General features: G+C 39.4%; 9 protein-coding genes and 1 tRNA gene. 9 read left to right on the forward strand and 1 reads right to left on the reverse strand.

The window, feature by feature from the left end; all coding sequences use genetic code 11:
• Nucleotides 1–52 precede the first annotated feature (52 nt).
• The 6 genes from PWQ49_RS07670 to PWQ49_RS07695 all read left to right on the forward strand — a co-directional run bounded on the left by PWQ49_RS07670 (nt 53) and on the right by PWQ49_RS07695 (nt 4,932).
• Entirely contained in the window at nt 53–481 is a 429-nt protein-coding gene (locus tag PWQ49_RS07670; RefSeq protein WP_300609608.1) for an ester cyclase, read from the forward strand.
• Between the two features lie 97 nt (nt 482–578).
• Nucleotides 579–2,261: a site-2 protease family protein gene (locus PWQ49_RS07675; protein WP_363321840.1), complete on the forward strand. Its 1,683-nt coding sequence runs from the start codon at nt 579–581 to the stop codon at nt 2,259–2,261.
• A gap of 15 nt (nt 2,262–2,276) precedes the next feature.
• Nucleotides 2,277–3,311: a potassium channel protein gene (locus tag PWQ49_RS07680; RefSeq protein WP_300609610.1), complete on the forward strand. Its 1,035-nt coding sequence runs from the start codon at nt 2,277–2,279 to the stop codon at nt 3,309–3,311.
• Nucleotides 3,293–3,982 carry an NAD-binding protein gene (locus PWQ49_RS07685; protein WP_300609612.1) on the forward strand — a complete coding sequence of 230 codons (690 nt, stop codon included), beginning with the start codon at nt 3,293–3,295 and terminating at the stop codon, nt 3,980–3,982. The genes PWQ49_RS07680 and PWQ49_RS07685 overlap by 19 nt, the downstream gene beginning before the upstream one ends.
• Before the next feature lie 12 nt (nt 3,983–3,994).
• Nucleotides 3,995–4,768 (forward strand): sulfite exporter TauE/SafE family protein, encoded by a 774-nt coding sequence (locus PWQ49_RS07690; RefSeq protein ID WP_300609614.1) that lies wholly within the window; start codon nt 3,995–3,997, stop codon nt 4,766–4,768.
• A 64-nt stretch (nt 4,769–4,832) separates the two neighbouring features.
• Nucleotides 4,833–4,932: transfer RNA gene (locus PWQ49_RS07695), tRNA-Arg, on the forward strand.
• Between the two features lie 9 nt (nt 4,933–4,941).
• On the opposite strand, the gene pheT is transcribed toward PWQ49_RS07695, so the two are convergent.
• Complete coding sequence (pheT, locus tag PWQ49_RS07700; RefSeq protein ID WP_300609616.1) at nt 4,942–6,561, reverse strand: phenylalanine--tRNA ligase subunit beta; 1,620 nt, start codon at nt 6,559–6,561, stop codon at nt 4,942–4,944.
• Nucleotides 6,562–6,981: 420 nt separating this feature from the next.
• Between pheT and PWQ49_RS07705 the strand changes: the two genes are divergently transcribed.
• From PWQ49_RS07705 to rnhB, 3 genes are read left to right on the forward strand one after another with little or no spacing between them, the layout of a single operon-like run.
• The gene (locus PWQ49_RS07705; RefSeq protein ID WP_300609618.1) at nt 6,982–9,093 is read left to right on the forward strand and encodes a type II/IV secretion system ATPase subunit; all 2,112 of its coding nucleotides are present in this window, start codon (nt 6,982–6,984) and stop codon (nt 9,091–9,093) included.
• 19 nt (nt 9,094–9,112) lie between these two features.
• Nucleotides 9,113–11,332 carry a type II secretion system F family protein gene (locus PWQ49_RS07710; RefSeq protein WP_300609620.1) on the forward strand — a complete coding sequence of 740 codons (2,220 nt, stop codon included), beginning with the start codon at nt 9,113–9,115 and terminating at the stop codon, nt 11,330–11,332.
• A 9-nt stretch (nt 11,333–11,341) separates the two neighbouring features.
• The gene (rnhB, locus tag PWQ49_RS07715; protein ID WP_300609622.1) at nt 11,342–11,983 is read left to right on the forward strand and encodes a ribonuclease HII; all 642 of its coding nucleotides are present in this window, start codon (nt 11,342–11,344) and stop codon (nt 11,981–11,983) included.
• Nucleotides 11,984–12,150 lie beyond the last annotated feature (167 nt).

The following is a 12,150-nucleotide window of genomic DNA, read 5'->3' on the forward strand; positions in this document are numbered from 1 at the left end:
TCCCTGCATCCTGCCAACATTTATAAGCTAATATATCACTTTCTAAAGCACAATGGAAGACGCAAATCCCTCAATACTGGAAGAAAACAAAAAAATAGTTATGAAGGTTGCAACTGCAGGCTGGAAACCGGAAATTGTTTCTGAATACTGTTCAGAGGATTACCTTATCCATTTTGGAACCTCAGATCTTGATCGTGATCAGCTAATGGAGTTTATGGGATCAATTCATTATGCACTACCTGATCTGAGGTATGAGGTTAAGGACATTATTGCAGAGGGAGATAAAGTTGTTACCAGATGGCTGGCTGTGGGCACTCACAGAAGAGCTTTTCAGGGAGTTATGCCCTCTCAACAGCCAGTCAGGTTTAGTGGAATTACCATAAGTCGCATTAAAGATGGGAAAATTGTAGAAGACTGGGAAGAAGTTGACCAGCTGAATTTCAGCCAGCAGTTTGGTGCATTCCCACAGGAATCAATGTAATATAGCAATATAGCCACTTGTCTCATCTGTAGAGACCAGTGAATTTAATACAAAAAGTTACACCTAAACATTAATATTAATCCAGCGGAGAGGTATCTTGATCAATACAACAACTGCATTGGTAGGCTTTTTTATTTACTGGATAATCGTAGGCATGCTTGGAAAACGTGGAGTGCTTGCTAAATACAACATCTCTACTTATGGACCTGTTCTCATGATCAGAACACTCCGGGGACAGGGGCTCCTCAACTGGCTTGCAAGACCTCGCAGTTTCTGGAGAGCATTTGCTGATATTGGTATTGTTCTGATGTTCGTTGGCATGCTTGCCATGTTGCTTGTGGTCATTGTCTCTGATATTGCCATGATCTCTTCCCTTACAGCAGATTCCATGCCTGAACCAGGGAAATTTAATGAAGCAAGGAATATTTTCCTGATACCCGGAATCAATGAATTCATACCTCTCACATGGGGAATTATTGCACTTGTTGTAACCCTCGTGGTACATGAACTTGCACATGCAGTTCTCTGCCGAGTTGAAGACATCCGCGTAAAATCCATGGGACTACTGGTTGCAATAGTACCAATTGGCGGATTTGCCGAACCGGATGAAAATGAACTTTTTGGAGAAGAAGAAAAAGATGAGACGGGAAATGTGCTTGGCAGAGCAAACCCGAAAGCCACACGAAAGCAACGTGCTCGGATCCTTGCCGCCGGAGTAATGTCCAATTTCATTGTGGCTTTAATTGCTTTCACACTCCTTTTTGGTCCTATTCTGGGAGCAATTGCACCAGTTGGAAACGCAATGGTAATGAATGTGCAAAATGGATCCTCCGCAGCAGATGCCGGAATTGAAGAGGGAATGATAATTACAGGAATTGATGATGTCCAGATTGCCAACGTCAGCGAACTCATTACTTACACGGATACACTGACAAACGGCTCTGTAGTAACGGTTTATGCATCAAAAGATAGAATTATTGAACCATATGATGTGACAGTACTTCGAGTGAGTGATGAAATCAGAACAGGCATTCTAATAACTGATATAGTGGATGATTCACCTGCCGAAGAAGCGGGTCTAGAAGCCGGAATGGTTATTCTGGAAATTGACGGAAATCCAACTGAAACTTCAGAAGATTTTATTTCATATATGAACAGCACAACTGCAGGACAGGAAATTGAATTGCTGGTAAAAACCACAAGCAGTAAGAAACCTAAATCCTATACGATCACACTAGCCAAACACCCTGATACTGGAATTGAAAAAGGTTTTCTCGGGATATATTATGCTCAGGATGGCATCCACCAAACACCTCTTGGGATAACCGTTGTTGAATACCCTGCAAAAGAATATCTTGAACTTCTCAAAAGCATTCCTTCAATGCTTCTCGGCATCAGTGGCTGGCTAATCCTCTTTGGACTACCAATAGTAGGTTTTGCAGGAGAAGGTTTCCCCGGATTTAGCGGAACATTGTTACAGCTTTATCAACCAACTGGGTGGGCTGAACCTCTTGGCGTAGGAATATTCTGGATTGCAAACACCTTACTCTGGGTCGGCTGGCTGAATTTTTATGTCGGTCTCTTCAACTGTTTGCCTGCAGTCCCACTGGACGGGGGACATGTTTTCCGTGATTATCTTCAGAAAATTATTGCTGGAATTGTCAAGGATAATGAAAACGCTAAAAAGCTTTCGTCCTCGGTGGCAGCCGGATTTACAATTCTAATTATCATGTCTTTTATTTTTATGATATTTGGTCCATACCTTGTGCACGGCTTCTAAAGAGAGGGAATATGAATGGAATCTTCATCCATTTTACAAAAACCGCTGGCAAAACATATTATTACTGTAATCTCACTAATCATAATAGATATACTCTTGTTCCTTTATTTTGCTTCCAGCGAAGGACAAACAGAATATGTAAACATCATTGATGCAACTTATTGGGTGATCAGTACTGTTACAACAGTAGGATATGGGGATATCGTTCTCACTTCCAAAGCTGGAAAAATTTTCACTATGGTGGTCCAGCTTTCAGGGGTAACCATGGTTTTTGGAATACTGATTTCTTTCGTAGTCACACCCTGGTTTGAAAAGACACTTCGTACACAATTACCCATCAGAGCCCCACCTAATCTGGCTGATCATATTATCATATGTGGATACAATCGCCGTGTTGAGACTCTTATTGAAGAACTTGCGGAACAAAATATTGAATTCCTCATAATAGAAGAAGATGAGCAACTCGTAGAAGAACTGATAAAAAGAAAATTACCTTGCATATTGGGTTCTGCAACAAATGAAGAAACCCTGAAGAACGCAAACATCGAGAAAGCACGGTTTTTGATTGCAAATAGGACGGATGAGGAAAACGCAAATATTGTCCTGACTGCAACAAACCTTGCTCAACTATATGTAATTGCAGTAGCCGAAGAGATTTCCAATGTAAAATATCTCAAATATGCTGGTGCTAAGAGGGTCGTTTCTCCGAAACTTGTTCTTGGGAGATACCTGGGAAAAAAGGCTCTAGATCGATGTTCAAAAAACCTGACGGATGCTATAAATTTCTTTGAGGATTATAGCATAGTAGAAATTCCCATATATCCTAAAAGTGAATTAATTGGCAAAACTCTTGCGAATTCCAGGATCCAGGAAGAATCCGGTGCATGCATTGTTGGCATGCGGAAAAACGGCATCCTGAATTTTGATATAAAACCATCCGATATCATTCGTGAAAATTCTGTTCTTCTTGCAACCGGTACATTGGAACAGCTGTCCGAACTTAAGAGAATGGCACGTGGAGGGGGGGTAACATGCAAACTGACCATATAATCGTCCTTGGATATGGAGATGTCGGAAAAAACATTGTCGAAATTTTAAAAGATGAAAATGTGGACTTTGTTGTAGTAGATAAGTCTAAACAAGCTCTAGAAAAGGCTCCCTTTAAGCATATTATTGGAAATGCTACTGAAGAAGACATCCTTAGAGAAGCAGGAATTGAAAATGCATCAAATGTCATTATTACGTTAAACAATGATACCAGTGTGATCTTTGCAACTCTGATTACAAGGGGATTAAACAATCGTACAAATATCTTCGCCCGTGCAAATTCTGTTGATTCTATTGAGAAGATTTACAAAGCTGGAGCAGATTATGTTGCATCCCTTTCAATTGTTGCTGGACAAATGCTTGCAAAAATTACGGCTACCTGCAGCCACATCGATTGTGAAGAACTCAAGGAAGAATTAGTCTTGTATGAAGGAATTGAAATAGAAAAATACCAGATTCCAAAAAAATCTGCTCTTGCAATGAAAAGCCCAAAAGAATTAGACCTGATACATCAAATGGGATGCCGGATAATTGGAATACAATCAGGGGAAGAAGTTATTATTAAAGACTTTGAGTCACGAAAATTGCTTCCTGGAGACATTATTGCTGTCGCTGGAACACGGAAAAACATAAGTATCTTCAAACAGCGCTACTTGCATTTTGGTAATGACTAAAAGGAAACTATCATGCCACTTCTCGAATTATTAGAATTTATTCCTATTATTTTCTGCCTTTCTGCTCTTTTTGCTCTATTGGGTCTTGGAGGTGCAGTCATCTATGTCCCTTTGTTTTATCTGATGGGTATGGATCTGCTTGTTGCAATTCCCCTGGCGCTTTTGCTTAATCTAATAACAGCCGGCTCTGCATCAATCACTTACATCCAAAAAAAAGCTACCGATTTTCACACAGCCTTTCCAATCATAATCATGGCGGTAGTTGGAGCACCTGTTGGTGCTTATTTCTCCGGGATACTGCCTGAAAAAACACTCATCCTACTGTTCAGTATCACCCTTGTTGTCACCGGCTTAATCTTAATCCAATCAAAAGAAAAGAAAATGAATGTCCATTCAATTCCCCTTAAAAAAAAGATTTTTTTTGGTTCCATTCTTGGCTTTTTTATCGGAGTGATTACCGGTCTCTTGGGTTTGGGCGGAGGAAGTTTTATAGTTCCAATATTGCTGATGCTTGGATACAGCACAAAAGAAGCTCCTGCAACTTCAATGCTGGTTGTTACATTTTCTTCCCTTTCAGGATTTCTGGCACATATTACTGACATCAATATTGAGCTCCCATTTCTTGCAGCACTTTGCATTACAGTACTTGCAGGGAGCCAGATAGGCTCCCGCCTGATGTATACCAGCAAACTGGGACTGGACTGGAGACTCAAGATACATTTCAGGCATATTTTTGGAGTTTTGCTATTGTTTATTGCCCTTTTACTTCAATACCGGACTTGGTGACGTAAAAACTACTTAAAACAGCATAGAAAGGTTTAATACTGACATCATTATAGTTAATTCCACTGGGCCTGTAGGGTAGCGGATATCCTCATGGGCTTCGGAGAACTGTGAAAGTTAAGTTTCGGAGACACCCATTGACCCGTGTTCGAATCGCGGCAGGCCCGCTTCTATTATTATGGAGTAATGTCCAGTTCAAAACCTACTGTAGTATGTCCCAAACCAAAGTTGATAAGTACTTCAGGATGGAATTCACCCATTACACCAACACATATATCATCAACGAAAATATCGGCAGCCCTTCCCCGAATAAATGCCGGATCATCTGATTTTGCAGTCCTATATTCCACGCATCTCTCCCTCATAACAGCATCCACCAGTTCTCTGACTTCTTCAAAGTTTGCCTGTGAGTGAATAGATACTGCTGCAAGATGAATACGATTCCTGCAATCAGTTACTACTTCGCCTACTTCGAAAAGACGCTGAGGAAGCTCATGGTGCTGATTTAATGATAAAATTTCCATGAGATTCGGCAATATAGTAGGACGAACAAGTGTCTGGTCCTCGCTAATCGGTTTCAAGACTTTTGTAATTCCTTCCTGTTCCGGACGTCTCATCCATTCAAATTGTACTTTCTCGCTTGTGAGTGTAAATGGCATAACTTCCATGTACCCCAGACCAACCATGATCTCACGCATTCTTGTCCCGAGAATGGAAAGCGGATGTGCTGCCCCAACTGTCGCGATTTGGGGAGTCACTGGCTCGATATTATCATAACCGATTCCAATTGCAATGTCCTCTATAAGATCGTAGCTGTGAAGGATATCAGCTCTGAAAGAAGGAACCTGAATCTCAATATTGCCATTTCCCATATCTTTTGCACCAAAGCGCATTTTCTCAAGACATGAAATGATCTGATCCACCGTCATTTCTTTACCAATAAGAGATTCGACTTCTTCTTTGGTAAGCTGGCGGACACTGGGAGAAATATCAGGAGTAATTTGTGTGCTCCCGTCTGGATAGATTACTTTAACCGTTTCAATTCGACCGCCTCTTTCAGCGAGAGCAGAAACCACTATATTAAGAGCAATATAGACTTCCTTGCTAAGACCAGTTACATCAATGAAAAGGTCTGTTGTACTTTCTTCTACCATTGTAAGAGTACCGTTAATGATTGGTGGGAAAGAGAGTACATTGTCATTGGCGTCTTTGATGAGCGGGTAGTATTCAAAGCCTTCAAGCAAGCTTGCAAAGCGAACTCCCTTGGGATGCTTTTCAAGGATTTCACGCATGCTCATGGGTTCTGTAAAGCCAAGCGGTACAAATTCAAATTCCGGATCTGCTGCTATATATCGAAATGGTGGAGTAATATTGGAAAGATCATGGACTCCGATAGAAACTTTCTTGCGATCCCTTCCAAGTCCCCAGTGAAGGGATTCCTGAAGATCCATGAGAGATTTAATTGAAGAAGATGTGAACTTGATTCCGCGTATGATTGCACAACCCAACACCGGACGTATATCCGCAATTTTTTCATCCAGATATATCTCAACACCTGACTCGGTAGTGGTGTATTCAGGAAGACCTGATTCAATCTCCATAAAACCACGCATTGCTCTGGCTACGCCTTCAACACTGTAAAGATCGGGGCGATCGGGAAAAAACTCAATGTCAATGGATGATTCTTCTTTTCTTTCAATATCTGCACCGATCATTGGGATACGATCTATAATTGTATCCCTGTCAATGCCGGTAAGCTCTTCAAGGTCGTTGTAATCCAGTGTTATTATAGGCATAGGAATCCCTCGGCCAATTTATAGTGTGGGTGTATTCTACATGCTGGTCTATGATTTAAACATTTTTCATGCTGGAAAATATAAAAAGCAATACATGGAAAATTAAGACTTAGATTTCATTGAGCGCTCATCTATACTTGACATGTCATGCTGGCTTTTGCTTTTTTCATCGCAAATTGGAGGTATTTACATGTTAGTCGTGATTTCATGCACCTATTTATTGCACTTTATGTTAATATACTCACATTTATCAAAATGTGTAGTTGGCATCCAAAAAAAGACAATATTTCAGCCATTTCGCCGAAGAAGAGCTAAACCATTGAAATTTATAGAAAAACATTATATCACTAATTACAGTTATTATTTTGCACATACATCTAGATCATTAGATAAATCACAAGGAAGCTCTGGGGATACAAAATGCATACTGACGATGAACGGGAGAATAAAAATACTTATTCCAATGATACGCAAAGGTATAAACGAAAAATGGCTTCCCAAACAGACAAAGAAAAATCATTTGGACCAAAAATATTCATTCCAAAAAAATCAGAGCAAAACGTTATTAAAAGCCGTCCCCTTAATCCCACAATAATTGTCAAAGAAGACGATACAAAGGATGCAAAGTTCCTTGCTTCAAAAATCGAGAACATCGACATTCACAATGAAGAATCAGAGATTCCAGAGTCCAAAGGTCCGGGAAAAGAAGAAAACGATCTTATCAAAGAATATGAAATTGGAGAATCTGAACAACCTCTAAAAAGCCAGGACAACACAGAAGTAAAAAGTTCATCAACTCCAAAGGAGAAGGAAACAGAATTTGAAGGTACAGAAAAAGAAAATACTGATCTTATCAAAGAATCTGAAATTGGAGAATCTGAACAACTTCTAAAAAGTCAGGACAATACAGAAGTAAAAGATGCATCTGCTCCAAAGACGGAGGATAAATTCACAAGAAAATTAGACATCGTTTGCAAGATCAGAAAATTATTTGAAAATGAGAGTGAACCAATAGAAGCTTATGATCCGGAAAAACACGGAGATATGGCTGTTTTCAATGGTATTGAGAATTATGTAGAACAGGAAAGATATTGGCTCAAAGAACCATATTGTTTTACTGTGATCTTGTATAACCCGGAAATAAACGACCATCTTTACTATGTAGTTGAGCCGGAACTTACCGAATTTGAAGAAGTATTCCTGACAGAAATAAAAGATCGTCTCAGGAATGTTTTACTTTTTGAAGAAATTTCCGAAGAAAGTGATAAGGAAGAAATACTTGAAATACAAGTCAGAAAGATTGTTCGGGACTATGACATTGAAGTAACCCCTATAATGCTTGCAAAGATTCTGTATTATATTAAGAGAGATTTTGTAAGATTTGGAAAAATTGATGGCCTCATGCATGATGGTGGAATCGAAGACATCTCAGGAAACGGACACAATAAACCAATTTTCCTGTTTCATCGTAAATATCAAAATATTGCCACTAACATAATTTTTAAGGAAGAGGAACTCGATTCTTTTATAATCCAACTTGCCCAGAAAAGCGGTAAGCATATTTCAATCGCAGAACCCATGGTTGATGCGACAATGCCGGATGGTTCAAGGATCCAGATGACACTGGGAACCAGTGTGACAACTCACGGTAGTACATTTACCATCCGTAAATTCAATGAAAAACCAATTAGTCCTGTTGATCTGATAAATTGGGGAACCTTTTCGTCTGAACAAATGGCTTATCTTTGGCTTTGTATCGAAAACAACAAGAGCCTGATATTTGCTGGAGGTACCGCGTCCGGTAAAACGTCTTCACTCAATGCAGTATCCCTTTTCATTCCGACAAAAGCTAAGATAGTCACTCTGGAGGATACAAGGGAATTAAAACTACCGCATATCAATTGGATCCCGGGAGTTACACGGGATTCATTCACTGCTGACGATAGAGGAGCCATCGACATGTATGATTTACTAAAGGCAGCTCTTAGACAGCGTCCCGAATACCTGCTTGTAGGTGAAGTAAGAGGTCATGAAGCACTTACCCTTTTTCAGGCAATGTCAACAGGGCATACCACCTTTTCAACCATGCACGCGGATTCGGTTGCATCAGCCATCCACAGGCTGGAAAACCCACCAATCAGTGTTCCTCGTAACATGATCCAGGCACTTGACATCATGAGCATTCAGGCACAGACATATTCGAAGGGAAAAAGGGTAAGAAGGAATATTAAACTTGTAGAGATTATTGATATCGATCCTAATACAAGGAACATCAGGACAAGCGATATCTACACATGGGATTCTACAAGAGACGTTTTCAGAAAAACAGGTGAATCAAAAGCTCTTGAAGAGATCAAAATGCGTAGAGGATGGAACAATGACAGGATTTCTCAGGAACTCGATAATCGAAGAAGGATCATGGAATATATGATCGAGAATAAAATCTTCGATTTTAAAACAATTTCATCCATAATCAATGAATATCAATCAATCCCTGACAAGTTGATGGCAAAATTGGGTTTGGATTATTAATAGGTCAGGCGGGGTAAAAGTGACAGAATTTGAAGAAAAAACAAATGATCTTTCAAACCCGGGAAGCGAACCTGAAAACAATATACCCGAGTTGGATGAACAAATCGATCTGGCCGAAACTCCTGATAAAGTCAAAAGCTCCAAACCAAAGAAAAAACAAAGTAAATTCAACCTTAATAAACTAAAAAGAAAAATAACTAATAAAACAAAAAAAGATAAAACAGCATCCTACGAAAAAAATGTTTTTCATATCATTCAGAAGATAGCATTTACTCTGTTTGGAGATCGCATACGTAATCGAAGAGAGAAATATGTCAATCTTGAACTACAACTCAAGCAGGCACGAATTCCTACATCTTACGATATGTATATCTCCACTGCTATTTTTTGTTCATTGATTGCTTCCATTATTGGAATGTTCATAGGGGTTACACTGGCATACGTGATTCTTGTTGTATTCGGACTACCCGAACAACTCACAAATATCAGGATTAATGAATCCTTCGCCTGGCTGCTGCTATTTAGAGATTTTTTTATTGCAGGAATCCTGATTGTGGGCTCCATCCTCTTTTTTGGAGTAATTACATATGCACTTTTTTTACTATACCCTTCATTTCAGGCAGGTGAACGCAAAGGTAAAATTGATCAGCAACTACCTTATGCGGTTACGTTCATGTATGCACTGAGCAAAGGTGGAATGAATATAATCGAAGTTTTCCACTCTCTAGCAAACTCTGAGAAAACTTATGGAGAAGTGTCAAAGGAAATAGACACGATTATCAGAGAAATGGACTTTTTCGGACACGATCTTCGTTCTGCTATTTCAAAAGTCTCTGAAACAACACCTTCTGAGAGAATGCAGGATTTGCTTTACAACCTCCTTACAATAATAGATAGTGGGGGAGATGTTGTAAAATATTTTCAGGACAAATCGGAACAATACCTGCAAAAGGCAATAATAGACCAAAAAGGTTTCCTGGAAACACTGGCATTGCTGGCAGAATCATATGTTACCGCTTTTGTTGCAGGGCCCCTTTTTATCATAATCCTTGGAGTCATGATGGCAGTAATGGGATCCGGATCAGAGACCATGGTATATGCCATCATTTACGCAGTTCTCCCGATTGGTACCCTCATGTTTGTGGTGATGATCAGTATCATTACACCCGGCGAAATGGGAGATCCACAAATCCTTAAGACCCGAGTAGTACTTGAACATGATATTCCTGAAATACCGGACCACCTGAAACCGGTTTATGATGAGCAGGGGAATCCTATCGATGAAACAAACGAAAAGATTGCTGAAAGGGAAAAATATGAAAGGTTCATCAAATCAAAGGAGTTTTTGAAATTAAAGTTATATGTTAGTAACCCACTAAAGCCATTCATTAAAAAACCCGAGTATTCCCTTGCCCTTTTCGGCCCACTTGGACTAATTGTAATGATAGTACCATTCTTGCTGAATATCAATAATCTGAATACAAGTACTGAAATAATCGATTTTGTAGACGATTATGTTTTTTTTGGTATTTTAACAGCTATTGTACCACTTGCATTATTCTTTGAAATAAAGTCCAGAAGACTTAAGAAACTGGAGCGTAGTATCCCGGACTTACTCAAAAGACTCGCAAGTACAAATGAAACCGGAATGACACTTCAGGAATCAATTAAACTGATTGCAAAAAATGAGACTGATGAAATAAGCAAAGAAGTAAAGAAAGTATGGAAAGACATAACATGGGGACTACATATCAATGACGGATTGATACGTTTTGCAAACCGTCTCCGTACACCGATTGTAGCAAGATCTTTTACTCTTATTACCAAAGCTAACGAATCAAGTGGTGATATCGGGGAAGTGCTCAGGGTGGCTGCAAGGGATGCAGCCACCGATCAGGATATGAAAAGAGAGCGATCAATGAATATGATGATTTATATTGTAATCATTTACATATCATTCCTCGTGTTTGTGGGAGTTATCTATATAATATCCAGCACATTTCTCTCTGAAATGGCACGTGCCGGAGAGCAGGTATCTGCTTCTGGAGCCAGTGGGGGATTCATTACAAATTTTAATCTTGAGGATTATACACGCCTATTTAAGCATGCAGCCCTAATACAGGGACTCAGTTCAGGCCTTATGGCGGGTGCGATGGGTGAAGGAAGAATACTTGCAGGACTGAAACACTCAATAATAATGATGACCATTGCATATGTTATATTTACCATGTTCATCTGATGAGGCAAAATGAGAATTGCAGGAATTGACGAAGCCGGCAAAGGACCCGTAATTGGTCCAATGTGCATTGGAGGGGTTCTCACAGAAGAAGACAAACTCCACTCAATTAATAACCTTGGAGTTGCAGATTCCAAGAAATTAAGTCCATCACGCAGGGAAGATCTTGCCCTCAAAATTGAAAAATATGCATTAAAGATTTTTGTTCTTGAAATCAGCCCATCCCAGATCGACGAATTGCGAAGGATAATGACCATGAATGAAATTATGGTTGTAGGTTTTTCAAAGGTTCTTGAGAATCTCCAGCCGGATACCGCTTATGTAGATGCTGCTGATGTAAAGGCGGAACGCTTCGGGAAGAAGCTTACTGAGAATTATACTCAAAATGTAAGTAAACCTATCACTATTGTTTCAGAGCATAAAGCCGATGACAAGTATCCTATTGTTTCTGCTGCTTCTATCATTGCAAAAGTTACACGTGACAGACGTGTTGCAGAACTCAGGAAAAAGATTGGAATTGATTTTGGAAGTGGTTACCCATCTGACAAAAAAACAAAAGATTTTCTTGAAAACTGGGTTCAAGAATATGGAAGCCTACCCGATTTTGTCCGTCATTCATGGAAGACTGCAAAGAAGTGCCTAAAAAATAAGTAATTAAACCTGTTTCATAAATCCTTTATACTTTTCTCCAGCAGAACATGAAACATTTAATATCCAGCAAATCCTTGAAAACTATATCTTTATATCTGCTTGCTAATCTTCTAAATCACATATTCAACCATGTAAATCTTCTCCTACCAGTAATTGTATTGAAAAAGGTT

This window comes from Methanohalophilus sp. (genome assembly GCF_030156785.1).
Taxonomy (GTDB): Archaea; Halobacteriota; Methanosarcinia; order Methanosarcinales; family Methanosarcinaceae; genus Methanohalophilus.

Excerpts from the sequence above, each read along its gene's own strand:
- rnhB (WP_300609622.1), top strand. The coding sequence starts at position 11,342 with ATGAGAATTGCAGGAATTGACGAAGCCGGCAAAGGACCCGTAATTGGT.
- PWQ49_RS07685 (WP_300609612.1), top strand. The coding sequence starts at position 3,293 with ATGCAAACTGACCATATAATCGTCCTTGGATATGGAGATGTCGGAAAA.
- PWQ49_RS07705 (WP_300609618.1), top strand. The coding sequence starts at position 6,982 with ATGCATACTGACGATGAACGGGAGAATAAAAATACTTATTCCAATGAT.
- PWQ49_RS07670 (WP_300609608.1), top strand. The coding sequence starts at position 53 with ATGGAAGACGCAAATCCCTCAATACTGGAAGAAAACAAAAAAATAGTT.
- pheT (WP_300609616.1), bottom strand. The coding sequence starts at position 6,561 with ATGCCTATAATAACACTGGATTACAACGACCTTGAAGAGCTTACCGGC.
- PWQ49_RS07680 (WP_300609610.1), top strand. The coding sequence starts at position 2,277 with ATGGAATCTTCATCCATTTTACAAAAACCGCTGGCAAAACATATTATT.
- PWQ49_RS07690 (WP_300609614.1), top strand. The coding sequence starts at position 3,995 with ATGCCACTTCTCGAATTATTAGAATTTATTCCTATTATTTTCTGCCTT.